The sequence below is a fragment of the Mucilaginibacter sp. genome (genome assembly GCF_041660805.1).
Classification (GTDB): domain Bacteria; phylum Bacteroidota; class Bacteroidia; order Sphingobacteriales; family Sphingobacteriaceae; genus Mucilaginibacter.
In genome coordinates this window covers 26265-49693 of the sequence record NZ_JBAZVP010000009.1, presented here as the reverse complement: position 1 = coordinate 49693, position 23429 = coordinate 26265, and the positions used below count along the sequence as shown (strand labels likewise).

The window sequence follows — 23429 nt, the reverse complement described above, 5'->3', positions numbered from 1 at the left end:
TCAAACTAATAATTAAACGTCATTGTTATTAAACCATGGCGTTTTTTATTGAGGCATCTTAAATAAACATTCTACATGAATACAATAAAAATTGGTTGGATAGGCCTTGGTACAATGGGCATCCCCATGTCACAGCAACTGGTAAAAGCAGGTTACCCGGTAACCGTTTACAATAGGAGTAAAGAGAAGGAAGCATCATTAAAAGAACAGGGCGCTGATACCTCGCCAACCCCCGGTACATTGTTACAGCAAACAGATGTGGTAATTATAATGGTAACCGATGATAAAGCCATCCGTGAAATTTTTACCGGGGAAGACGGATTGCTTAAAGCCAATTTAACGGGCAAGGTCATCATTAATATGAGCACCGTATCGCCTGCGATAAGTAAGGAAATGGCCGCTTTATGTACCCAGCAAGGTAATCATTACCTGGATGCGCCGGTATCAGGCAGTGTTAAGCAGGCGGAGACCGCCCAATTAGTGATAATGGCCGGCGGCGATGAAAATGTGTTTGAACAGGTAAAACCGGTGTTAGAAAAAATGGGTAAAATGGCAGTGCACATTGGCGAAACCGGCGCGGGCAATGCGGCTAAACTGGCCATCAATACCTTGCTGAGCATTCATACACAAGGTTTGGCAGAGGCTGTTGTTTTGGCTAAACAAAACGGCATTGAAGCCGAAACACTTTTAAATTTGCTTAATAATAGCGCCTTAGCCAATCCATTTATGAAAATAAAAGGCGATGCCATCATTAATAATAATTACAGCCCGGCATTTTCTTTAAAGAATATTACAAAAGATTTGCGCCTGGCAAAGGATATTGGCCTGTCGTCTCCTTTGGGTGAGGCAGCTTTACAAACTTTTGCTGATGCAGAAGCTGGGTTTGGTAATGAGGACCTGGTAGCCGTTATCAAGCATTTAGATAAGTGAAAGTAAATTTTCTGATATAATTTAATTTAATGCCATTGCGTAATAGCAATGGCGTTTTTGTTTATTTGCAGTGCCCATCCTAATACTTATCACCATGCAAAAATTTCCGGTTATTAGTTCTACGCTTTCTGCAAAACACGTTGGTTATTTTGTGCAAAATCTTTATGCTTTAAGTACTGGCACGACCTGTAAGCTATTAAAAACAGGCATCAATCACAGCTATTTAATTACTGATGGCAGTGCTAAATTTGTGTTCCGGGTATACAGCTTAAACTGGCGGACTAAAACCGAAATTTTAGAAGAGATCAAACTGCTTAACTTACTTCGCCAGAATAATATCCCTGTATCCTATGCAATCGCAGATAGTAACAACAACTACATTCAGGAACTAAACGCGCCAGAGGGCAATAGGTTAGGTGTACTGTTCTCTTTTGCAGAAGGGGGTAAACAGCTCAATCTTTCTGCCGGATTGCATTATAAGGTTGGTGAAACAATGGCCCGCATCCATCAGTCTACACTGAATTTGGAGTTGCAAAGGGTGATTTATACCCCGAAGGTGCTGCTTGTAGATCCGTTTGAGCACATCAATAAATTCCTGCCTGCTGATTCTGATGAAATGGCGTGGATGTTATCGGCACAAAAATATTTATTGAACGCGCTTGATAATGTGAACCGGAACGAGATAAGGCAAGGTGCCGTGCACATGGATATCTGGTTTGATAATATGAATATTACTGAAGATGGCAATATCACCATATTTGATTTTGACTTTTGCGGTAACGGCTGGCTTTGTAACGATATTGCCTATTACATTTTGCAGTTGCACAGTACAGAAAAAGATGAGGCCGAGCGGGAACTGAAAAAGGAAAGTTTTTTTGCCGGTTATGAATCGATCACTCAAATAAGTAACGAAGAGAAAAGGGTTGTACCAATGCTGGGCGTTGCTTTATATTTCTTTTATTTGGGGATACAGAGCCAGCGATTTGATAACTGGTCTAACGTGTTTTTAAACGAGGTGTATCTGAAAAGGTTTATCAATTTATTGGTCAAAAAGTATTTTGAAGATAACGTAACCGCTGATCTACCTGCCGGGCTTCCTCAGTAATTGATATTTAAGCTTGCCTTTTACTAACAAGGTCGAATCGGCATTTGCTTTTACTTCGTACAGGGTTAGGGAGTTGTTTTCTATTTTAAAAGTGTAGGTTTTTTCATCACTGCTGAAAATGTTAAAAGTAAGCTGATCCAGGTTATTCATTTTTTTAGATTCAAAGCTGTTCTCCACAAAGTACCTTTTAAAGTTTGGCAGGCCCGACACGGTGCCATCATCTCTAAATGTAATTTCTTTAAGTTTACCCGTGCTATCTTTTAATGTGTAATTCCCGGCAATTAACCCTTTATTGATAAGGTAATTAATGCCTTCCTGCAAATCGTTACCGGTTGATTGCTTTAAAGCTTTAACATAAGGGGTTAATACCCATTGCTTGTTATAATATTGGTATAAAACTAAAGTTGTATCGTTGTTTTGGGTTGAATATCCCAACTCATCTTCGCCAAAAAGGAATGCAGATCTGTTTTTTCCGGGCCGGAATTTAAGGATCACATCACCCGGTTGGTAGTTATCGTAACCAACACGTACAAGTAAACTGTCGCCATCAATTTGGGCCGAATTAATATGCATAGTGGTAATGCCAATTACTTTATCGGTTGCCTGTATAGGCGATCTTGTTTGGATGATCTTCTCAATATAATCTTGTTTTACCCACACGCCCTGAATGATAGGTTTTAGATTTTGTATAAGTGATTGAGTTGGATCAGGCTTTGTAGCAGTAGAAACTTGTGCCGGTTGTTTAGTGCTGCTTTTGCATGAAACCATGAAAAAAATGCAGCTAATTGCATAAATGAGATTCTTCAGCATGAATACTAATATATAAGTTTTTTAGTAACACTTAAGTTTACTGCAAGCTAACATAAACAAATTCCAACCTTCAAACATCTTTTGTATTTTTGTAACTTATTAATTTGTACACTGCATGAATGCTGATGCTGTTAAGTTGCTGCAAGGCCGTTACTGTAATTCATTAACCGAATATTCGCGTTTTGTTACCCGCGAGGTGAATATTGGCGATGTGCCTATGGGCGGCAATAATCCTATCCGCATACAAAGCATGACCACTACCGACACCATGGATACCATTGGTACGGTTGAACAGTCTATCCGCATGGTTGATGCCGGCTGCGAATATGTGCGTATTACAGCGCCCAGCATTAAAGAGGCTAATAACCTTGCCGAAATAAAGAAACAACTTCGCCAGCGTGGCTACAATGTGCCGCTGGTTGCCGATATCCATTTTACCCCCAACGCTGCCGAAGTGGCCGCCCGTATTGTTGAAAAAGTACGTGTTAACCCCGGTAACTATGCCGACAAAAAGAAATTCGACCAGTTAGATTATACCGACCTGGAGTACCGCGGCGAATTGGAACGTATTTTTCAAAAATTTACCCCGCTGGTAAAAATTTGTAAGGAGTATGGTACCGCTATGCGTATTGGAACTAACCACGGATCGCTAAGCGACCGGATCATGAGCCGATATGGCGATACCCCGCAGGGCATGGTAGAATCGGCAATGGAGTTTATCCGCATGTGCGAAACACTGGGCTATTACAGCCTGGTGGTATCAATGAAAAGCAGTAACCCGCAGGTAATGGTACAAGCATACCGTTTGCTGGTACAAACCATGGTTGCCGAAGGCATGAACTACCCGCTGCACCTTGGCGTTACCGAAGCAGGCGACGGTGAGGACGGGCGTATAAAATCTGCCGTGGGCATAGGTACCCTATTAGAGGATGGCCTTGGCGATACCGTCCGCGTTTCCCTTACCGAAGAACCCGAAGCCGAAGCACCGGTAGCCATTGCGCTGGTGAAAAGATATACTTTAAGGAGCCAAGAATCAAGAGACAAGAATCAAGACGAAATAACTCCCTCTCCTTTGGAGAGGGCTGGGGTGAGGCAACATAACCCCTACGAATACAAAAAACGCGATACCTATGAGGCCAATGCTTTTATAGGCGGGCACATGGTGCCAAGGGTGGTGGTCGATCTGTCGCGGGCCAATTTGAAAGACCCTGCGGTGATGAATGATGCCGGTTACCTGTATTCGCCCGCATTGGATAAATATAATATGGCCGAGCAATCGGTTGATTTTGTTTATCTGGGTGATAGCCTGCCATCGTTTAGTTTACCGGGCAACTTAAAACAATTATACAATTACCCAACCTGGCAAAAACTGGTTAACAAAACCCTTTGCCACCCTGTATTTACCTTGCAGGAATACATTAATGCTACAGACCGCACATCAACCTTAAATCTGGTCCGGATTAAAAACGCCGACCTGGAAACAGAAGCATTTGGACTGATCCCATTAGATAACACACTTGTTTTTGTGCTGGAAACTGATGAGATCCATGGTATGGCAGACCAGCGCGCATTTTTTCTGAAACTACAGGAAATGGAACTGAACGTGCCGGTGATAATGAAGAGGAACTACAGCTTTGAGTCGGAAAGTCCGGAAGATAATTCCAATCTCACATCTCATATCTCATATCTCACATCTCAACTTCAGCTGCAGGCTGCTACAGATCTGGGTGCATTATTGGTTGATGGTTTTGGCGATGGTATTTGGATTGATGCCCCGCAGATAGCAACCGATATTATTACTTCAACCGCTTTTGGGATATTGCAGGCCACAAGGTCGCGCATCTCAAAAACAGAATATATTTCCTGCCCAAGCTGTGGCCGTACCTTGTTTGATCTGATGGTTACCACGCAAATGATCCGCAGCAGAACAAGTCACCTTAAAGGCTTAAAAATTGGCATTATGGGCTGTATAGTAAATGGCCCCGGCGAAATGGCCGATGCTGATTATGGCTATGTAGGTTCAGGTACTGATAAAGTAACGCTTTACAGGGGTAAAGAAGCTGTGAAAAAGAACATCAATTCTGCCAATGCATTAGATGAGCTTATAGGCATTATTAAGGGCGATGGTAACTGGATAGAACCGGCATAAGAACAGGACCGGCCTCGCGCCGGCCCTTGAACTTTCGGTTAAATAAAACAATCTTAATGCTTTAGGTTAAAAGCCACCGCTATCAGCTTATTACCTTCTATAATTTCTTTTTGCTCATGCAGCTTGTTACAGATCTGGTTTAAAAGCTGCTGATTTTTCTTGCGCTTAATATTCAGCCGCGTATTAATTACTTCTTCGTATAGCAATTTCGAACTGTCATTATAAAACCTTACTATTTGTGTTTTGGGCGCATGCACATTGCTTTCAATTACCCAAAAGCCCTGGTTGGCTGTTTTAGTATTTTGTGCCTTGCTGTAAAAAGCGGTTGCTAATACTATAATTGCTGCTATGATATATTTTTTCATGACCGTGTTTATTTAATTATGCAGCTAAAGTATTTTGTGCCGATATCATTAAAGACACATGGTGTTATATAGCAACTAATTGCATACAAACGGTAACTAATTGGTAATATGTGCGTCTTGTCATATATAAGGCGGCGCTTTTGTCTGTTTTGATGCAGTTTGTCGCCAAAGGGATGCCGTCTGTCGAATTTTGTTAAAGCGCTTGTTCTCTTTTACTTACAATAGGTTATTTTAGTAGTATGAATGCGATAAATTTTCATGCAAAAGATGTTCATATGCCCCGGGTGGCCCAGCATGTGCTATTTTGGGTAATAGTATCGCTTCTTATTACCAGCATATATTCGGTACAGGTCGATTTTTTGACATCATTACGGAACAACGCTTTTTACATGCCCATACAAATTGCATACTACTATGCACTTGCTTATTGGCTGGTGCCGGCATACCTGTTCAAGGGTAAATATTTTCAGTTTCTTTTGTTATTTATATTGCTGGCAACCGTTTCTGTTTTAGTTAGCCGGTCCATTGGCTTAATATTCATTATCCCGTATCTGATAACAAAGTTTAACATTACAGATGTTGATTATCTTGCATCTAACCGGGGGCCTTTTCTTGAATGCCTGTTTAATAAGGTTTCACTGGTAAACGCTTTAAAAGGTACTAACCTTACCATTGGTTTTGTGATGGCTATTAAGCTTTTTAAGATGTGGTATGAACGTAAACAGGCCGCGTTAGAAGCTGAATTGAATGCCTTGAAAGCACAGGTACACCCTCACTTTTTGTTTAATACTTTAAATAATTTATATGCTTTAAGCCTTAACCAGTCGCCAAAATCACCGCAGATCATCTTAGGCCTGTCGGGCCTTTTACGCTATATGCTTTATGAGTGTAATACAGATAAGGTGTTATTGGAGCGGGAAGTATTTATGATGCAGCAATATATAAAGCTTGAGAAATTGCGTTACGAAGACCGTATTGACATCAGCTTTAACATAAACGGAAATCTAAAGGATAAATTAATAGCCCCTTTACTCATCCTGCCATTTATTGAAAACGCCTTTAAACATGGTACAAGCGAAAAAACCGGACAGGTATGGATAAATATAGATATTACTGTTAAGGGAGAAAGCTTTAAACTGAAGGTAGCAAATAGCAAGCCCGAAAAGAAGATAACTGCAGGGGAGAATAATGAAGGGCATATTGGTTTAAAAAATGCGGTCAAAAGGTTAGATCTGCTTTACCCCGGCATATCTAACTTAAAAATAATGGATGAGGAAGATACTTTTCTGATAGTGCTTAACCTCGACCTGAAATTAGTTTCGCAGCGGGCAAAACAAGGTCGATCATTAAAACAATTGGCAACGGTATGAAAATTCGGGTATTAATTGTTGATGATGAGCCGCATGCTATTGAGGTGATAGAAAATTACCTGGCCAACTTTAGCCAAATGGAAATTGCAGGTAAATGCAGTGATGCTATACAGGCTTTTCAGTTACTGCAGCAAAAAACGATAGACCTGATGTTTTTGGATATTAAAATGCCTGGAATTAACGGCACTGATATGTTAAGGAACTTAAAAAATCCGCCCAAGGTGATCTTTACAACTGCTTATAGTGAATATGCCCTGGAAGGATATGAACTGAACGCTGTAGACTATCTGTTAAAGCCTATTCCGTTTGACCGTTTCCTGCGGGCTGTAGATAAAGTATACCAGTTACCCAATAACAGCAGGGCGTTAATAACACATGAGGTGCCTGTGAGCGACCACGAATCATTTATTTATTTAAAGGTTGACCGGAAAACTGTTAAAGTGAATATCAACAACATTTTATGGATCGAGAGCCTGCGCGACTATGTAAAAGTGGTAGTAAAGGAGCAGGTATATATTACAAAGCAAAAGATAAGCCTGCTGGAAGAAATGCTGCCCGAGAACAGGTTTCTGCGCATCCACAGGTCCTTTATTGTGGCACTAACTAAAATAGATTCATTTTACACCCATAGCATAAATATTAGCAGCCATGAGTTACCCATCGGCAGAAATTATAAGCAGGAAGTGCAAAAGAAACTAAAGGCAGAACGGATGCTTTTAAACTAACAAAGCCTGCCGGTTGAGCAGGCTTTGTTGTTATAGGTATTTATTTATACAGTTTAAATAGTAGGTTAGCCTCTTTTTTGCCTGTTTCTATAAAACCCGCCTTAACCAGTATCCTTTGCGATGGATAATTATCGGCGGCGGTATCAGCCCAAATAGTTTTAACATCAGGGTGCTCAAAGCCCCACTGGCAAATACGTTTTAACGCTTCGGTACCATATCCTTTGTTTTGATGGTTTTTGTCTAACGAATAGCCGGTTATTGCTTCGCCATTGGCGTCGGGGTAGCCTATGCCTATTCCTCCAATACTGGTATTAGTGCTTTTGAGCACAACTTCCCAATTGGTGTGCCATTTAAAATCATCGGGATAAAGGAGTGTTTTGGGGATAAACCAATTTACGAGTGCATCGGCTATCTCTGCCTCCCAAATAGGGTCTATGATCATATGAGATGGGTTTAACCCCATTGACAGTTCAAGCTTTTCGCGGCTTTCTTTCCATAACAAAAGCTGGGCATGTGTTAACGGTATTAGTTTTAACCGTTCAGATTCAATAAAAAACATGGTGTTGGTTTTTAAATTATATAACAATAAAGTTTCTGGTCACTTGCTTAAGTGAGTGAGATCACAGCCGGGGTAAAGGCTGTTTGTTATACAATTCCAGGCAATGTAGTGTGCCTGTTTAAGGTGTTGGGTTGCAGCGGCGTTTTATTTATTGATGTAAAGATATGTTTTTAAAAGCGATTTTATAATTGTAGTTTTATTACAATGACACCACAGCTTCTGTTAAATAATATTACTTGTGTGAGCTTTTTTTTGCTGGCGCTCATCTCATTTTTCAATCCGGCCAAACTAAATGTAGTCGCTAATAAATGGTTTGGCTTGTTTTTGTTTTCTACCGGATGTATGATGCTTAACAGCATAATCTACCAGGTTGGTGCAGAGGCTGGCTACACACGGCTGATAGCGTTTAACGAACTATCCAGGTTTATTATAGCACCGGCGCTTTACTTAAGCGTGCTGCATTTCACATCGCCGGATAAAAGATTGAAGGCTAAAGAGTACCTGCATTTTATACCGTTCCTGCTGTTTTTTATTTACATGGTTCCGGTTGTTTTTGTAAAGGGGTACCATGTATCCGGTAGTTTTATTCATTCTTCTTTATTACCGGGGTTAATGTTGCTGTTTGCGAAAATGCAGCCCCTTGTTTATTGGGGATTGGCCTGGTATAAACTTAATCAGCATCAAAAGAACATCAGATTAATAAATTCGGCAACCGGCGAAGTAAACCTTAATTGGTTAAGATACCTGCTCCTGGGCATAGCGTTTATGCTTGTCATATGGGTTGTTGGGTCTGCACTAAAAGCTCCGTGGATGCCATTATACAGTTCTGCGGCATACCTTGCAGGCGTATTGGTTATAGGCTATTTTATGCTGGCCCAAAAAGAAGTGTATCCCTTTGAGCAAACCGAACTGGAAGAAATTGTACAGGTAATTCGGCAGGAAAATACAAAGCCTGTTAAGCAACGGTTTTCTGAAGAACAAACAGTCCGGTTAAAAAACCATTTAACGCAATTAATGACCGCCGAAAAGGTTTACCTGAATAACGAACTGAGCCTGCCCGAACTGGCAAAAGAGATGGCTATTTCCACTCATGACCTTTCTTATCTGCTAAACGAATGCTTCGGGGCAAGTTTCTTTCAATTTGTAAATGCTTACCGGGTTGAAGAAGCCAAACAACTCATGCTGTCTGACAAGTACAAACATCTTAATATTTTAGGCATTGCCTACAACGCGGGTTTCAATTCAAAAACCACATTCAATACTACCTTTAAAAAGCAGACGGGCTTATCGCCAAGCCAGTTTGTGCAAAGTACAAAGGCCCAACCTGCACAAACTATCCCCGCAAGTAATTAAGCTAATGCGTTCGGGTGGATAATACCGAACGACAGGCTACGTACATCTGCTTAAAATTGTGTCAAATCAATTATTTATGACACAAATATCTTACTCTAAAAACGCACTGGCCTGTTTTATGGCAAGTGTAATTGGCCTTATTGTTAGCTTACGAATAGGCAAAAGGTTTATCCCGCAGATACCTTATTTGGTACTGATCGGCCTGGTTATCCTGGCCCTTTTAGTAACCATAGTTTTAATAACAATCCGTAAAAGAAAGGGCAGCTTGTCGCCCGCAACTACCTTTGCCTTTTGGAATGCCATGCTTCGCTATTTCATAGCAATGGATATGGTTATGTTTGGCTTGCAAAAGATATTTCATTTGCAGTTTGCTATCCCTTTAGGAGTGCTGGATAACCCCTTCAGTAGTTTGGATGGCGAGCAATTAGTATGGGCCTTTTTTGGCAAGTATTATGCATTTACTGTAATTATAGCAAGCGTGCAAATAATTAGCGCGGTTATGCTTTTGTTTAAGCGGACAAGTTTACTGGCCGTTATAGTACTGCTGCCTATTCTTTTTAATATCCTGCTGCTTGATTGGTTTTATAATTTGGGCCTGGTAGTGAATATCTATATTACCCTGCTCACCATAGCAGCGGTATATTTGTTGCTGTTAGATTATGGCAGGCTAAAGGAGTTCTTTTTAACAACGGGCAGCTTACCCGCAAATTTGGAGAATGGCCTTAAGAAAAATGCATTGCGGTTATCTGCCGTGTTTATTCCCGTTATATTGATGGCTGCATATAAATTTCCTGCAACCCACCCCGAGATATATGGCAAGTACGAAGTGAAAAGTAACCCATTGCAAAAGCAGGGTGCCTATGGCGATAGCGTATTAACAAAAGTGTTTATTGATAATGCCGACTTTGTGATGGAGTACGGGAATTATCAAAAACGATGGATAGGCAGCTATGAATATAATAACCTATCAAAACAATTTAAAGTGACATGGCGATACCCGGCAAACCTGCATGATACGCTTTACGCTACCATACAGCGCGGAGCAGGCCCCGGCTTTAAAATAGTAAGCGGGCGTATGGCAAATAAGGATATCCGGATTGATATCCGGAAAGAAAATTAGGCAATATTTATCATCCGGATTTACCTAAAAATTCTGCCAACCTGTCACCACAATGTAACCTGTTCTGACTGATTGTTACCATACTGCCATCTCCAAACTATTTTTTCTGCCAAATGCATATTGGCACAACCATTGATAAATAACGGAGGTAAGCAATCATAAATAATAAAATAATCAATCATAATATGTCTAAAATAATTGGAATTGACTTAGGAACAACAAACTCCTGTGTAGCTGTAATGGAAGGCAATGAGCCTGTAGTTATTGCTAACAGCGAGGGAAAACGTACTACGCCATCTGTTGTAGCTTTTGTTAACGATGGTGAACGTAAAGTAGGTGATCCTGCAAAGCGCCAGTCTATCACTAACCCTACTAAAACTATTTATTCAATTAAACGCTTCATGGGTAACCAGTTTAACGAGGTTACTAAAGAGGCTGAGCGTGTGCCTTACAGTGTTATTAAAGGTGACAACAATACCCCCCGCGTTGAAATTGGCGACCGTAAATATACTCCGCAAGAGATCTCGGCTATGATACTTCAAAAAATGAAGAAAACTGCCGAAGATTTTTTAGGACATGAAGTTACCGAAGCGGTTATTACCGTGCCGGCTTATTTTAACGATGCACAACGCCAGGCTACTAAAGAAGCCGGTGAAATTGCAGGTTTAAAAGTTCGTCGTATAATTAACGAGCCTACTGCTGCTGCCCTTGCCTATGGTTTGGATAAAGCGCACAAGGATATGAAAATTGCTGTGTTTGACTGCGGTGGTGGTACACATGACGTATCAATACTTGAGTTAGGCGATGGCGTTTTTGAAGTAAAATCAACCGATGGTGATACTCACTTAGGTGGTGACGATTTTGACCAGGTAATTATTGACTGGATGGCTGATGAATTTAAAAGCGACGAAGGTATTGATCTGCGTAAAGATCCAATGGCTTTGCAACGTTTAAAAGAATCTGCAGAGAAAGCTAAAATTGAATTATCAAGCTCAACTCAAACAGAAATTAACCTGCCATACGTAACCGCTGTTGACGGTATGCCTAAGCACCTTGTTAAAACTTTAACCCGTGCTAAATTTGAGCAACTGGCTGATAGTTTAATAAAACGTACAATTGAGCCTTGTAAAACAGCTTTGAAAAACGCTGGTTACAGCACTTCAGATATTGACGAGGTTATTTTGGTAGGTGGTTCAACACGTATCCCTGCTATACAGGATGCCGTACAGAAATTCTTTGGCAAAGCACCATCAAAAGGTGTTAACCCGGATGAAGTTGTAGCTATTGGTGCTGCAATACAAGGTGGTGTATTAACCGGCGAGGTTAAAGATGTGTTGTTGTTAGATGTTACCCCATTATCATTAGGTATCGAAACTATGGGCGGTGTAATGACCAAGCTTATAGAATCAAACACAACTATCCCTACTAAAAAATCAGAAACATTCTCAACCGCGTCTGATAGCCAGCCATCTGTTGAGATCCATATATTACAGGGCGAGCGCCCAATGGCATCTGCCAACCGTACTATTGGCCGTTTCCACTTAGATGGTATACCACCAGCACCTCGTGGCGTTCCACAGGTTGAGGTAACTTTTGATATTGATGCCAACGGTATCCTGCATGTATCTGCAAAAGATAAAGCTACAGGTAAAGAGCAAAAGATCCGTATTGAAGCATCATCAGGTTTAACTGATGCCGAGATCAAAAGGATGAAGGACGAAGCTGAAGCTAATGCTGATGCTGATAAAAAAGCTAAAGAAGAAGTTGAAAAACTGAACTCGGCTGATGCCCTTATCTTCTCAACTGAAAAACAGCTGAAAGAGTATGGCGATAAGATCCCTGCTGACAAAAAAGGTGCTATCGAGTCAGGTTTAGAGAAACTGAAAGCTGCTTATGCATCTAAAGATCTTCCTGCTATTGATACAGCACAGGAGGAATTGAATACCGCATGGACAGCCGCATCTGAAGATATGTATAAAGCATCTGCAGAAGCAGGCCAACAACCGGGAGCTGACGCAGGTCAGTCTGCTGGTGGCAGCCCTGAAGGCAGTGCAGATAACGTAACTGATGTTGACTTCGAAGAAGTAAAATAATCTGTTAGAAGATTACTATAATAGAAAAGCCGGTGCATTTAAAATGTACCGGCTTTTTATTTAATATTTGCTAAATGCAATAATAATATTTGCAATAAGGGCTAGTTGTTTATAAGGTTGTTTACCTTTTCAACTAATTCTGTTAAATCAAACGGTTTGTTAATAATGGCATCGCAGCCATAGGCCAACAGGTCGGCCTCGTGATTAATGTAGGCCGAGAATATAATAACCGGGACATTGCAATATTGAGGGTGCAACTTTATTTTCCTGCATAGTTCACCGCCGTTAGTGCCTGCTACACGGTAATCTAAAATAACAAGATCGGGGTTAAATTCCTCAATCAAAGGCATAACTTCCGCGCTTTCACCGGTGCTTTTTACCTCAAAATTTTCATAGGTCAGGGTTTCATGCACAATTGCCAAAATGTCCTGATTATCGTCCAATACTAAAATACGCTTTACCATAAAAGATATTAAATAAACTCAAACAAGTAGAAAAAGGTATTAAAGTATGTAAATAAATTTACGCTGCACTCAAAAACGTTGGCTAAGGGACTCTTCTTTCTGCTAGGGCTATTGCAATATATCAAAAATAACAGAAATATTTATATTATAAATTAATTTTCGGGCGTTGTATTTAAATAATAAGACCCATAGGGGCTTGGAGAGGTTGAGGGGCCAACATTAAGCCATAAACATAAAAAGCCGCGGTTAGTTAACCGCGGCTTTTTTTATAGCATTTTTTGTTTAGTAAGGATATTTTTTACCCGGATGTGCTCTTTTCCAGTTTGCACGGCGCTGCAGGTATGCCGCACGTTTCTTCTTTTCTTCGCGCCTGCGGGCTTCGTTACCAATTATATAACCACCACCGGCACCTATAGCGCCGCCAATTACAGCACCGCCAACGCTTTTGCCAATTAAGCCACCGGCAACAGCACCACCGGCACCGCCAATAATTGCACCTTTACCCTGTTTACTTATACCTGTTTTCTCTTGTGCCTGAACATTAAAATTAACAGTAGTTGTTAATGTCATTATAAGGCCGCTAAATATGATTAACTTTTTCATAGAATTGTATCTTGTTATAACACAAACCCCTATGCAAATAATAAGCCGTAAATAATATCGCTGTTTATAGCGCTGAAAATCATTGCTTTATAATAAGTCCTATTTTAAAAATGCAGTTACTGTATCTGAAAATTGTATACTATTGCCTGCACTATTATGATCACCGGATACAGTTTTCATTATAGAACCGGGTATCATTTTTTGCAATATAGATACGTCGCCATTCGTAGTATCCTCGGTGCCATCAATTAGCAGTACGGGTATTTTAACCTTCGCCAGTTCCTTTTTACTGGTAGATGGCTGGTGCTTTTGCTGATAAGCCAATGCCAGGTTATCAAAATTGCTTTTGCGGATATATACCATCATATCATCAACATCATGTTGGGTGGTATCGCCCATTAAAGCTTTGTAGGCATGGATCCTCCTTGGCCATTCGGGGTTGGTATAATCGGCGCCCATGCCACCCATTACCGCTTTCTTAACACGTTTATCTGATACCATTAGCCTTGAAGTAATGATAGATCCGCGCGAATATCCAACAGCATAATATGCTTTAATCCCCAGGCTGCTTACTAAACCCATAATGTCCTTAGCTTCGGCATCGTTGGCATAGCCCGCATCGGTATGCGGCTTGTCCGATTGGCCATTGCCCCGCTGGTCCAGTATGATCACCTTATAACCTTGAGTGAGCAGATCGCCATACAGCTTTCCTCTTTTCCAACCCTGGCTGGTACCTGTAAAGCCATGCACCATCACAACCGGGTAGCCATCGCCTTTTACTTCATAGTAGATCTTTGTGCCATCAAACGAGGTAAAGTAGGAACCCTCTGCTGCTACCTGTGCAAACAATCTTTCCCCGCAGATCATCGCGGAGCAAAAAGCTAAAAAGAAGATGAACTTTTTCATTGGCTTAAATTTTAAACAAACAGGTTAAGTATTAATACACCGGCCAGCCCAACAAATGCTACAATTGTTTCCATTAACGACCACGATAAAATGGTGTCTTTTATAGTAAGGTTAAAATATTCTTTATAGAGCCAAAACCCCGAGTCGTTCACATGCGAAAATGCCAGGCTGCCTGCTCCAATAGATAGTACCATAAGGTTTGGGTTGATGCTCGGGTCTTTTATCAGCATAGAAGATACTATACCCGCAGCAGTTAGTCCCGCTACCGTTGCCGAACCCAGGCTTATCCTGATAATTGCCGCTATAAGCCAGCCTAAAAATAAAGGCTGCAGGTTAAATGATTGCAGGCCGGCAGCTATCTGGTTACTGATGCCGCTATCCGTAAGTACTTGTTTGAATGCGCCTGAGCCGCCTATGATCAATAATATTAATGAGATATCTTTTATCGCATCGGCATAAATAGTGCCTATTTCGCCCATGGTTTTGCCCTGTTTTATGCCAAGGGTGTAAGTACCCACAACAAGTGCCAGCAACATCACTATGGATGGGTCGCCTATAAAAGCAACTACTTTCTGTACGTTTTGGTTAGTTACACCCATGTATGGGAAAGCAGCGGTGATCATTAATAAAAGAACCGGGAGCAGGGCGGTAAAGAAGCTATTAGCCGCGCCGGGTAACTTCTCATCAGGCAAATCTTCGGCGCGGAAGGTGGCCAGGGGTTCTGATGGGATCTTTTTTAAGAATTGTGCAAAAACAGGTCCGGCCAGTATTACAGCGGGTATGGCTATCATTAACCCGTATAATAGGGTAAGCCCCATATTAGCATGAAAAAGCACCACCAATGCAGATGGGGCCGGGTGCGGCGGTAAAAAACCATGTGTAACAGACAGTGCCGAAAGCATGGGCAACCCAATATATACCGCGGGCAGTTTATATTTGTAAACAACAGAAAATATCAGTGGCACCATTAGCACAAAGCCAATGCCGTAAAACAGGGGTATCCCAACAATAAAAGCGGCGGCAACCAATGCCAGTTGAATGTACTTTATACCGAAAGCATTTACCAGCACCCCGGCTATTTTTTGTGCCGCGCCACTTGTAGCCACCAGCTTACCCAGCATGGCGCCCAAACAAATTATTACAGCTAATGATCCTAAGGTATCGCCCAGGCCTTTTTGTACAGATGCCGTGATTTTATCTAATGGAATGCCTAAACATAAACCCGCGGCAATTGAAACTATCAGGAACGCTAAAAAAGGATTTATTTTGGCCCAGCTTACCAAAAGTATGAGCAGTACTATACAAAAAAGTATAACTAACATTGTTTTTACAGTAAGGAGTTTATAATTATATTGTTACCGCAAGCCGGCGCAACTAAAGTAATAACATTTATGTAAATGCTATTGATAATATTGGAGTGTCTTGGTTTGAAAGAGCATTTTTATTTATGGAATGCACTCTTTGCAAAGCTTATAAAACAATTGGTAACCAAATACTTGATGGGGCAAGCATAAAATTAATTGTCGGGTTTTTTTGCTGCACCAATCAGGTTAACATCAATAAGTTCTAAAGATTTAACCATGTGCTCAACCGTTTCCTTGTACTTCTTAAAATGAGGTGTTACTATATGTGCTTTGTATGCCGCTGTATCAGCATATATTTCAAGGATTGTGATGTGCGAAGGATCTTTTTTGTCGGCAACAGCATAATAAGTTAATACGCCGGGCTCGACACGAACAGCAGTGGCCATTTGCTCTTTTAACGCAGCGTTATACTTTGCCAATTGTGATGGGTCGACTTGAATTTTTGCCAATCTAAACATTTGATTTTTCTGCTGTGCCCTGGCTTTTGTACTAAAGGAAAGCGATATGCATGTGGTAGCAATCAAGATCAGCCAGATACTGCGGCTTAATTGTATTTTAATAATTGTTTTTAATGTTTTCATATTAGTTAGATGCTTAAGTAAATATAATCATAAGAGCCCAAACGGAAAGCTATCTCAACATTTTACATTCGGCTTTCATTTAAGAGAAATTAAACAACGTTCTTTGCGGAAATTTATGACAAAGCAGCGCTATTTTTTCCTGATACTTATACTTGGGTCGCTTACTGCACTGGCGCCTTTTTCTATTGATATGTACCTGCCCGGTTTCCCGGCAATCGCAAAATCGCTGCATACCACTACAGAGAAAGTTGCCCTGTCACTATCTACCTTTTTTATAGGCATATCTGCAGGGCAGTTATTATACGGCCCGCTGCTGGATAAGTACGGGCGTAAAAAACCTTTGTATTTTGGTTTAGGCCTGTACATAATAGCGTCTATAGGTTGTTATTTTTCTGTTACCATTGAGCAATTGATAGCATTACGTTTTATACAGGCTATAGGCAGTTGCGCGGCGGGTGTAGCATCAATGACCATGGTTAGGGATATTTTCCCGCTGAAGGATAATGCTAAAGTATTTGCCCTGTTAATATTGGTGCTTGGCGCATCGCCTATGATAGCACCTACTGCCGGCGGGTATGTAACAGCTGCATTTGGCTGGCACGCCATATTCATAATACTGGCTGTAATGGCAGTATTAATAATGCTTGCCGTTGTATTTGGCCTGCGTGATAATTACAAACCCGATTCATCCATCTCATTAAAGCCAAAGCCAATCATCAACAGCTTTATTGCCGTAATTAAAAACCCGCAGTTTTATACTTATGCTATTTGCGGCGGCATTGGCTTTTCGTGCTTGTTTGCTTATGTATCGGCATCGCCGCTGGTATTTATGGATGTGTTTAAGGTAAGCAGCAAAACCTACGGGTGGATATTTGCCGGCCTCTCGGTTGGGTTTATCGGCGCCAGTCAGGTAAATAGCGGGCTGGTTAAGAAGTTTAAAAGTGAACAGATCGTTATTGTATCTATATCTGCCATGGTGATCATTTCTATTTTATTCCTGGTTGGTGCATGGCAAAACCTGTTGGGCTTAGGCGGATCGTTAGTGATGATATTTGGGGTGTTGTGCTGTGTAGGCATATCCAGCCCCAATACATCCGCCCTGGCGTTGGCGCCATTCGAGAAAAATGCAGGCACAGCGTCGGCACTATTGGGCGCGTTTCAAATGTGCATTGGTTCGGCGGTATCGGTAGGGGTAAGTTTGTTTCCCGGTAAATCTGCAGCACCAATGGCGGGTATAATGGTAGTATCATCATCCCTTGCATTAATTGTATTACTCACAGGCAGGCGCAACATCAAAGAAAAAGTTGTGGCGAAAGCAGGGCAGGCAGTAGCACATTAATAAATTTTTATTATTACTTCTTGCAGATACAAATAAAACTACTAAGTTTATAACTGTAATTTTAACAATTATTATTGCAGTATGAAAAAATGTATATGCCTGTTTTTAACTTGTTGGCAATTAAGCGCTTTTGCGCAGCACGATGCAAGTATTACCATAAGTACCGGCTCAAATAAAATTATAAGCAAACACATATACGGCCAGTTTGCCGAACATTTAGGGCGTGGTGTATATGATGGTTTCTGGGTTGATAAGAACCTGCCGGTAAAAAAACAAGACCGCATCAGGCTGGATGTGGTTGCTGCATTAAAAAAAATAAAGATCCCCAATTTGCGTTGGCCCGGGGGCTGTTTTGCCGATGAGTATCACTGGCGCGATGGTATTGGCCCGAGCGCACAAAGGCCGCGTATGGTTAATACCAACTGGGGCGGCGTTACCGAAGATAACAGCTTTGGCACACATGAATTTTTAGCACTTTGTAAATTACTTGATTGTGAGCCTTATGTAGCCGGTAATGTAGGCAGCGGTACGGTAGAAGAAATGTCTAAATGGATAGAGTACTTAAACTCTAACAGTACAAGCACAGTTGTGCAAATGCGCAAAAAAAACGGTCACCCCAACCCATATAAAGTGACTTTTTGGGGTGTAGGAAATGAAAGCTGGGGCTGCGGAGGCGAAATGACGCCCGAATACTATGCAAACGAGTTTAAACGCTATGCTACATATGCAAGAAATTACCCCGGCGCGCCGCTTAAAAAAATTGCAAGTGGCGCAAATTCTGAGGATTACAACTGGACGGAAGTATGTATGAAAAACATACCCAACCACATGATGTGGGGCCTATCCATGCACTATTATACCGTCCCTACAGGTAATTGGGGCAAAAAAGGATCGGCAACTGCTTTTACAGAACAGGAGTATTTTAATACCATGGTGAACTGTTTAAAAATGGAAGAGCTGGTTACCAAACACTCGGCTATTATGGATAAGTACGATCCACAAAAGAAAGTAGCACTGGCAGTTGATGAATGGGGCATATGGACAGACCCTGAGCCGGGCAGTAAACCAGGGTTTTTATATCAGCAAAACAGTTTACGCGATGCCTTAATAGCTGCAAGCACATTAAATATATTCAATAATCATTGCGATCGTGTTAAGATGGCTGAGCTTGCGCAAACCGTTAATGTATTACAGGCATTAATACTTACCGAGAAAGAAAAGATGCTATTAACGCCTACTTATTATGTATTTGATATGTATAAGGTTCATCAGGATGCAAAATATCTTGACATCGCGTTAAAATCGCCTGATTATGAAGTTGGTGGGAAAAGTATACCTGCATTAAATGTATCTGCCTCACAGGATGCCGCGGGCAAGGTGCATATATCAATAGTGAATTTGGATATGAACAAAGCTGTAGCGATAAACAGTACATTGAAAGATGTAAAATGGAGCAGCGTTACCGGGACGGTTTTAACATCAGCTAACATTACGGATATTAATACTTTTCAAAATCCCAACAAGTTACAGCTGCATAATTTTACAGGCGCTAAAAAAGATGGCGATAAATTAGTAGTAAATATTCCTGCAAAATCAGTTATAACGCTTGAGCTTAAATAATACTTTATTTAGATGATCTTTTTGCGGCCTTAGCGGTTCTTTCTTCGGCTTTTTTTACCTCGTCTTTTTCACTTAAAGGCATGTCGGTATTTAAGTCCTTGTTAGGGCCGGTATATGATCTTGAACCAGGTGTATTTTTATCTGTTGGTTTTTTTGATGGGGCTGCCATGATGTTGTCTCCTTTAAATATAACTTTTGGTTACATAAAAGGTTTCAAATTTTAATGCAGGCGTAGTGTAAAGCGGAAGGGTTTTACTTTTTTATTTGTCTGAGCTCGGTTTTTAGCTCCTTAAGCTGCTGTTTGGCTTGCTTGTTTTCGAGGTAAAAATAAATAGCAAAACCTAAAAATATTTTGCCTAATAAAAATATCGCTGCTAAAATCCATCTCCAAATCTTATGAACCCTTATATGGTTTGATTCGGCTTCAACTACTATATATTGACTGCCTTTATTAAAGTTGCTAAAGTCTCTGTCTGCCCTGTCGGTTTGGTTTTTTTTGAGATCATTTACCGGGCGAACCATCAGTTCATCAATGGTGTCAGATATTTTGTCCCAGGTACATACAGGAGGTGTAACAGCCATATGCCGGGCAATGTGTTCCATATCAATCTCCAGTTGTTGTAATGCAAAGCATACCTCGGGGTAAGTGGCTTTCATATACATTAATTCCTTTACCTCTTCATCAGAGGCGGAACCCATTACATAGGTTTCTAAAATGCCGCTATCTATATATTGCTGTTGTACCATTACCTGTTGCTCCTTATTAAAATGAAAGCTTCTCTAAGCAGCTCCCTGATAGCAGCTTCTGTTTTATTTAGCTCGGCTGCAAGGTTAGTCACAGTTTTGCCATGGTAATAGATCTCACAAAAAACTTGCTGTTGATCGGGGTTCATCAGATCGACAAACTTATTACCCTTAATTATAAAGGTTTTTGGTTTGCCGGTATTTGCGTACCCATCAATTGATGATGTGAAAACAGCCAGTTTTTTGCGGACTATAGCCTGTAAGTAAACAAATGTATTTATGCCCGGCTTTGTGATGTCTTGTATATCAGAAAATTGCAACTGGTTAAAAACGTCAACCAGGTATTGTTCTGCTACCTGGTTATTTTTAACAACTTCTGATATATAACCAAGCAGCATGCCGCCAAACCTGTTAAAAAGATCTTGTTTGGTTTGTGTGCGTGTTTGTAATGAAGCTTCAGCACTTGTTAACTGTTGTTTCAATTGGAGAGGTTATTAAATTAGCAGATCAAAAATACTTAATTTATACGAAACTGTTGTTTAAACATCATTCCATTAATTAATTTAATTTTTTACCTGCCCGTTTAAAACATAGTGTTATCAATGTGCCCTGGTGCAAGTGTTAATTTTAGTTAAATAAAGATCTGCTTTGGTATAAAAAGACATGATTTTCATAGCTTTAAGCATGTTTAAATGGGTACTTCTTTTTTCGCTTTTCTTTGTGGCAGGTACCGCGTTTGGCCAAAAGTTAAAAGGCCGTGTGTTTGAGAGCCAAACCCGTATAGTACTTGCAGATATACTGGTAGAGAATTTAACCAATAAACAAAGTTTACTAACAGATGCCAAAGGGAGGTTTAGTATTACCGCTAAAGTTGGTGATATGATCAGGTTTAAGAGCTTTGCCTACGAGGCAGATACATTGGTAATAATAAACATGCGCGAGAAGGAAGTTTTTATGGAGCCAAAGAAGAACCAACTAAGTCAGGTAAATATTAAAACTACCGAAACATCTAATTTTAATACTTATTATGATCCGCTGTATCATGGGCAAACTGCCGTGTACCATAGAGACAAAAGAGGTTATTATGATGGTGGTATAATCCTCCGGTTTTGGTACTGGAAAAAGGATGAGCACAAAAAGGCAAAGTTGAACCAGAAGTTGAAAGATTTTGATACTATGGATAAGATCGCGCTTATCTTCACACCTAAAAACCTAAGCAAATATATACCCTTAACCGGTGCTGATATGGATAACTTTATAGGGCTTTATACGCCCGGTGTAAAGGAGTATACCCGCAATAATTTTGAGCTTGCTGCTTACCTTAACGACTGCTATAAAAAGTACCAGGCACTGCCCTTAGATAAGCGCAAGCCCGACTCCCTGGAAATTAATTAACGCTAAGCCTTAATAATGGAGATACCCGTGCCTAAAGCCACGGCATCTTCAATTACACCGGTTATTGGTTCTTTTAAAAAAGACTGCTTATCGGCATATTTACGCAGGTAATAGCTGGCAAAAGTAACCGCCAGCGCTGATGCGCCGCCTAATAACATCCCATCAATAACGCTTTGCCTGTTGGCTTTAAATATGGTTGCACCTACAAACGCGCCCGATGCTACACGTGCCAGTAGCTGCGGAAAAGCAATACGATCAGGCCCGTTGGGGATCTTATCGCCGGTAATTTCAGCAACCGAGAGTAGTTTGGTAATTATAGCGGTAACAGGCAGCTGTATAAAACGAAAGGATGAGTGTGACAATGCCGGGTTAGGGTGGTTGCTTAAATAATGACTGGCAACTGCAGGAGCCATTGTAGCCCTCATACCCGCTACAGCGCCCAGGCCCAATGTTTGTAATATAATGTTCCGTTGTTTCATGGTAGTATCTGTATTGATGTTATCATAGCAACAGGCGTAACGGGGGATGGTTTTGTTTAATTGGGGAGGAGCGAAAATTTGCTTGTCATTGCAATGACAAATTTGAGGGTTTGGGTCATGCCGAGCTTGTCTTGTCATGGTGAGCCTGTCGAACCACATTGCGGGGTGGCCCTTTGCGCGCGTCCTTCGACAAGCTCAGGGTGACCCCAGGATATGCTATTAACAAAAAAAGCGATGAGCCTTAACTCATCGCTTTAAAAAATCTTCAAGCAAATGTGCTTACATCTTTCCTTTTAAACTATCCTGTTTGGCTTTTTCTTTTTTCTTGAAAAAACCTTTCAGCAAAAAGTTATGTTGCAGGGCTTCCAGGTCATCATTAAGCTTAACGGAGCTTTGCTGCAGGTAATTAAGTGTGCTTTGTACTTTTTCCGCGCCTTTAGGGTCGTTCAGTAAAACACCCATTATATTATCAGTGCTGTTAAGCTTATTGCTGGCTTTGTTAAGGTTATCGGTAAGGATGGTAGCGTTGTTGGCCGCCTCTTTTAGTTTGGTAACCGATTCCTGTATGCGGTTAAAAGCAACGGTATCAGTAAGCAATTTATCAGCAAGGCCGCCTTTGGTATTCATTTTATTGCTGAAATGATTAAGCTGTACTGCCATAAGCGATGCGCTTTGAGTAGCCGTTTGCAAATTGCGCATAGCCGCACGTAACTGTAGCGCCATGGTGCTGTCTGCCAGTAATGCGCCAACGGTTCCTTTACCGGCCAGTATCTGGTGGCCAAGGGTTTTAAAGTCTGTAGTAATAGCAAGCAGGTTTTGGTTGTTCTGCTGCAGGGTTTTCATAATATCATCTGTAGAAAGTAACTTCTCTGATTGTAGTACATCGCCATCCTGCACAATAGGTGCCTGCGGGCTGCCGCCATCTATCACAACTATCTTGTTACCTATTAAACCATCGCTGCTAATACGTACGCCCGCATTACGGTGTATATAGGGCTGCGAACTGGCCTCAATGCTCATATCAACATCAACCTGCGAGTTGCCGGTAAAGCGGATGCTTTTAATAACACCAACCTTTACACCAGAGAACCATACATTGTTGCCTTTTTTTAATCCGGAAACATCGCTGAATACGGAACTGATGTGTATGCTTTTAACGAAGCTTTTATTTTGCCCGCCCAAAGTAAGTACGCCAACTACGAACACTACTACCCCAAGCAGCACAAATATGCCTACTGTTATTGATCTTCTATTTTCTGATGCATCCATTATATATGGTACTAATATTATTCTGTAAAATTATAATCATAAAAAGGTTTAACCCGGCTGTCGTCGGTATTAAAAACTTCCTCAAA

24 protein-coding genes are annotated in these 23429 nt (G+C 40.9%); 11 read left to right on the top strand and 13 right to left on the bottom strand.

Annotation, left to right across the window (positions count from 1 at the left end; genetic code table 11):
* Nucleotides 1-75 precede the first annotated feature (75 nt).
* Entirely contained in the window at nt 76-930 is an 855-nt protein-coding gene (locus WC743_RS13480) for an NAD(P)-dependent oxidoreductase (RefSeq protein ID WP_373012534.1), read from the top strand.
* 94 nt (nt 931-1024) lie between these two features.
* On the top strand, nt 1025-2035 hold the full coding sequence (locus tag WC743_RS13475) for a phosphotransferase (RefSeq protein WP_373012533.1): 1011 nt from the start codon (nt 1025-1027) through the stop codon (nt 2033-2035).
* On the opposite strand, the gene WC743_RS13470 is transcribed toward WC743_RS13475, so the two are convergent.
* Nucleotides 2012-2845 carry a hypothetical protein gene (locus WC743_RS13470; RefSeq protein ID WP_373012532.1) on the bottom strand — a complete coding sequence of 278 codons (834 nt, stop codon included), beginning with the start codon at nt 2843-2845 and terminating at the stop codon, nt 2012-2014. The two genes, WC743_RS13475 and WC743_RS13470, sit on opposite strands and share 24 nt — an antisense overlap.
* Nucleotides 2846-2960: 115 nt before the next feature.
* Between WC743_RS13470 and ispG the strand changes: the two genes are divergently transcribed.
* Nucleotides 2961-4994 carry a (E)-4-hydroxy-3-methylbut-2-enyl-diphosphate synthase gene (gene ispG, locus WC743_RS13465; protein ID WP_373012531.1) on the top strand — a complete coding sequence of 678 codons (2034 nt, stop codon included), beginning with the start codon at nt 2961-2963 and terminating at the stop codon, nt 4992-4994.
* A gap of 53 nt (nt 4995-5047) precedes the next feature.
* On the opposite strand, the gene WC743_RS13460 is transcribed toward ispG, so the two are convergent.
* The gene (locus WC743_RS13460; RefSeq protein WP_373012530.1) at nt 5048-5359 is read right to left on the bottom strand and encodes a hypothetical protein; all 312 of its coding nucleotides are present in this window, start codon (nt 5357-5359) and stop codon (nt 5048-5050) included.
* A gap of 239 nt (nt 5360-5598) precedes the next feature.
* Between WC743_RS13460 and WC743_RS13455 the strand changes: the two genes are divergently transcribed.
* Nucleotides 5599-6729, top strand: coding sequence for a sensor histidine kinase (locus tag WC743_RS13455; protein ID WP_373012529.1), 1131 nt, complete (start codon nt 5599-5601; stop codon nt 6727-6729).
* Nucleotides 6726-7454, top strand: a complete 729-nt coding sequence (locus tag WC743_RS13450) for a LytR/AlgR family response regulator transcription factor (protein WP_373012528.1) — start codon at nt 6726-6728, stop codon at nt 7452-7454. Before WC743_RS13455 ends, WC743_RS13450 begins: the two co-directional genes overlap by 4 nt.
* Nucleotides 7455-7494: 40 nt before the next feature.
* On the opposite strand, the gene WC743_RS13445 is transcribed toward WC743_RS13450, so the two are convergent.
* Nucleotides 7495-8013, bottom strand: a complete 519-nt coding sequence (locus WC743_RS13445) for a GNAT family N-acetyltransferase (RefSeq protein ID WP_373012527.1) — start codon at nt 8011-8013, stop codon at nt 7495-7497.
* A 204-nt stretch (nt 8014-8217) separates the two neighbouring features.
* Between WC743_RS13445 and WC743_RS13440 the strand changes: the two genes are divergently transcribed.
* The 3 genes from WC743_RS13440 (at nt 8218) to dnaK (ending at nt 12579) form a co-directional block, all read left to right on the top strand.
* Nucleotides 8218-9366, top strand: a complete 1149-nt coding sequence (locus WC743_RS13440; protein ID WP_373012526.1) for a helix-turn-helix domain-containing protein — start codon at nt 8218-8220, stop codon at nt 9364-9366.
* 76 nt (nt 9367-9442) lie between these two features.
* Entirely contained in the window at nt 9443-10486 is a 1044-nt protein-coding gene (locus WC743_RS13435) for a hypothetical protein (protein WP_373012525.1), read from the top strand.
* A gap of 185 nt (nt 10487-10671) precedes the next feature.
* The gene (gene dnaK, locus WC743_RS13430) at nt 10672-12579 is read left to right on the top strand and encodes a molecular chaperone DnaK (RefSeq protein ID WP_373012524.1); all 1908 of its coding nucleotides are present in this window, start codon (nt 10672-10674) and stop codon (nt 12577-12579) included.
* Between the two features lie 101 nt (nt 12580-12680).
* Here dnaK and WC743_RS13425 read toward each other — a convergent pair whose 3' ends face one another.
* The 5 genes from WC743_RS13425 to WC743_RS13405 form a co-directional block, all read right to left on the bottom strand.
* Entirely contained in the window at nt 12681-13043 is a 363-nt protein-coding gene (locus tag WC743_RS13425; protein WP_373012523.1) for a PleD family two-component system response regulator, read from the bottom strand.
* A 282-nt stretch (nt 13044-13325) separates the two neighbouring features.
* Nucleotides 13326-13646: a hypothetical protein gene (locus WC743_RS13420; protein ID WP_373012522.1), complete on the bottom strand. Its 321-nt coding sequence runs from the start codon at nt 13644-13646 to the stop codon at nt 13326-13328.
* Between the two features lie 99 nt (nt 13647-13745).
* Complete coding sequence (locus WC743_RS13415; RefSeq protein WP_373012521.1) at nt 13746-14552, bottom strand: alpha/beta fold hydrolase; 807 nt, start codon at nt 14550-14552, stop codon at nt 13746-13748.
* A gap of 11 nt (nt 14553-14563) precedes the next feature.
* Nucleotides 14564-15874 (bottom strand): gluconate:H+ symporter, encoded by a 1311-nt coding sequence (locus WC743_RS13410; RefSeq protein ID WP_373012520.1) that lies wholly within the window; start codon nt 15872-15874, stop codon nt 14564-14566.
* A gap of 194 nt (nt 15875-16068) precedes the next feature.
* The gene (locus WC743_RS13405) at nt 16069-16497 is read right to left on the bottom strand and encodes a putative quinol monooxygenase (protein WP_373012519.1); all 429 of its coding nucleotides are present in this window, start codon (nt 16495-16497) and stop codon (nt 16069-16071) included.
* Nucleotides 16498-16612: 115 nt separating this feature from the next.
* Between WC743_RS13405 and WC743_RS13400 the strand changes: the two genes are divergently transcribed.
* Both WC743_RS13400 and WC743_RS13395 read left to right on the top strand, forming a co-directional pair.
* Nucleotides 16613-17836 (top strand): multidrug effflux MFS transporter, encoded by a 1224-nt coding sequence (locus tag WC743_RS13400; protein WP_373012518.1) that lies wholly within the window; start codon nt 16613-16615, stop codon nt 17834-17836.
* Between the two features lie 81 nt (nt 17837-17917).
* Nucleotides 17918-19456, top strand: coding sequence for an alpha-N-arabinofuranosidase (locus tag WC743_RS13395; RefSeq protein WP_373012517.1), 1539 nt, complete (start codon nt 17918-17920; stop codon nt 19454-19456).
* Nucleotides 19457-19460: 4 nt separating this feature from the next.
* On the opposite strand, the gene WC743_RS13390 is transcribed toward WC743_RS13395, so the two are convergent.
* The 3 genes from WC743_RS13390 to WC743_RS13380 all read right to left on the bottom strand — a co-directional run bounded on the left by WC743_RS13390 (nt 19461) and on the right by WC743_RS13380 (nt 20682).
* The gene (locus WC743_RS13390) at nt 19461-19625 is read right to left on the bottom strand and encodes a hypothetical protein (RefSeq protein ID WP_373012516.1); all 165 of its coding nucleotides are present in this window, start codon (nt 19623-19625) and stop codon (nt 19461-19463) included.
* Nucleotides 19626-19708: 83 nt separating this feature from the next.
* Nucleotides 19709-20203, bottom strand: a complete 495-nt coding sequence (locus WC743_RS13385) for a hypothetical protein (RefSeq protein ID WP_373012515.1) — start codon at nt 20201-20203, stop codon at nt 19709-19711.
* The gene (locus WC743_RS13380) at nt 20203-20682 is read right to left on the bottom strand and encodes a sigma factor-like helix-turn-helix DNA-binding protein (protein ID WP_373012514.1); all 480 of its coding nucleotides are present in this window, start codon (nt 20680-20682) and stop codon (nt 20203-20205) included. The genes WC743_RS13385 and WC743_RS13380 overlap by 1 nt, the downstream gene beginning before the upstream one ends.
* Nucleotides 20683-20863: 181 nt before the next feature.
* On the opposite strand from WC743_RS13380, the gene WC743_RS13375 reads away from it, so the two are divergent.
* Nucleotides 20864-21595, top strand: a complete 732-nt coding sequence (locus tag WC743_RS13375) for a hypothetical protein (protein ID WP_373012513.1) — start codon at nt 20864-20866, stop codon at nt 21593-21595.
* Between the two features lie 2 nt (nt 21596-21597).
* Here WC743_RS13375 and WC743_RS13370 read toward each other — a convergent pair whose 3' ends face one another.
* Together WC743_RS13370 and WC743_RS13365 are read right to left on the bottom strand one after the other, a co-directional pair.
* Complete coding sequence (locus tag WC743_RS13370) at nt 21598-22074, bottom strand: DUF4126 family protein (protein WP_373012512.1); 477 nt, start codon at nt 22072-22074, stop codon at nt 21598-21600.
* Nucleotides 22075-22353: 279 nt separating this feature from the next.
* A complete protein-coding gene (locus tag WC743_RS13365) occupies nt 22354-23343 on the bottom strand; it encodes an MlaD family protein (RefSeq protein ID WP_373012511.1) in 990 nt (329 codons plus the stop codon).
* Nucleotides 23344-23429: the final 86 nt, after the last annotated feature.

Coding starts and splice junctions, on each gene's coding strand:
- WC743_RS13480 (WP_373012534.1), top strand. CDS start 76: ATGAATACAATAAAAATTGGTTGGATAGGCCTTGGTACAATGGGCATC.
- WC743_RS13475 (WP_373012533.1), top strand. CDS start 1,025: ATGCAAAAATTTCCGGTTATTAGTTCTACGCTTTCTGCAAAACACGTT.
- WC743_RS13470 (WP_373012532.1), bottom strand. CDS start 2,845: ATGCTGAAGAATCTCATTTATGCAATTAGCTGCATTTTTTTCATGGTT.
- ispG (WP_373012531.1), top strand. CDS start 2,961: ATGAATGCTGATGCTGTTAAGTTGCTGCAAGGCCGTTACTGTAATTCA.
- WC743_RS13460 (WP_373012530.1), bottom strand. CDS start 5,359: ATGAAAAAATATATCATAGCAGCAATTATAGTATTAGCAACCGCTTTT.
- WC743_RS13455 (WP_373012529.1), top strand. CDS start 5,599: ATGAATGCGATAAATTTTCATGCAAAAGATGTTCATATGCCCCGGGTG.
- WC743_RS13450 (WP_373012528.1), top strand. CDS start 6,726: ATGAAAATTCGGGTATTAATTGTTGATGATGAGCCGCATGCTATTGAG.
- WC743_RS13445 (WP_373012527.1), bottom strand. CDS start 8,013: ATGTTTTTTATTGAATCTGAACGGTTAAAACTAATACCGTTAACACAT.
- WC743_RS13440 (WP_373012526.1), top strand. CDS start 8,218: ATGACACCACAGCTTCTGTTAAATAATATTACTTGTGTGAGCTTTTTT.
- WC743_RS13435 (WP_373012525.1), top strand. CDS start 9,443: ATGACACAAATATCTTACTCTAAAAACGCACTGGCCTGTTTTATGGCA.
- dnaK (WP_373012524.1), top strand. CDS start 10,672: ATGTCTAAAATAATTGGAATTGACTTAGGAACAACAAACTCCTGTGTA.
- WC743_RS13425 (WP_373012523.1), bottom strand. CDS start 13,043: ATGGTAAAGCGTATTTTAGTATTGGACGATAATCAGGACATTTTGGCA.
- WC743_RS13420 (WP_373012522.1), bottom strand. CDS start 13,646: ATGAAAAAGTTAATCATATTTAGCGGCCTTATAATGACATTAACAACT.
- WC743_RS13415 (WP_373012521.1), bottom strand. CDS start 14,552: ATGAAAAAGTTCATCTTCTTTTTAGCTTTTTGCTCCGCGATGATCTGC.
- WC743_RS13410 (WP_373012520.1), bottom strand. CDS start 15,874: ATGTTAGTTATACTTTTTTGTATAGTACTGCTCATACTTTTGGTAAGC.
- WC743_RS13405 (WP_373012519.1), bottom strand. CDS start 16,497: ATGAAAACATTAAAAACAATTATTAAAATACAATTAAGCCGCAGTATC.
- WC743_RS13400 (WP_373012518.1), top strand. CDS start 16,613: ATGACAAAGCAGCGCTATTTTTTCCTGATACTTATACTTGGGTCGCTT.
- WC743_RS13395 (WP_373012517.1), top strand. CDS start 17,918: ATGAAAAAATGTATATGCCTGTTTTTAACTTGTTGGCAATTAAGCGCT.
- WC743_RS13390 (WP_373012516.1), bottom strand. CDS start 19,625: ATGGCAGCCCCATCAAAAAAACCAACAGATAAAAATACACCTGGTTCA.
- WC743_RS13385 (WP_373012515.1), bottom strand. CDS start 20,203: ATGGTACAACAGCAATATATAGATAGCGGCATTTTAGAAACCTATGTA.
- WC743_RS13375 (WP_373012513.1), top strand. CDS start 20,864: ATGATTTTCATAGCTTTAAGCATGTTTAAATGGGTACTTCTTTTTTCG.
- WC743_RS13370 (WP_373012512.1), bottom strand. CDS start 22,074: ATGAAACAACGGAACATTATATTACAAACATTGGGCCTGGGCGCTGTA.
- WC743_RS13365 (WP_373012511.1), bottom strand. CDS start 23,343: ATGGATGCATCAGAAAATAGAAGATCAATAACAGTAGGCATATTTGTG.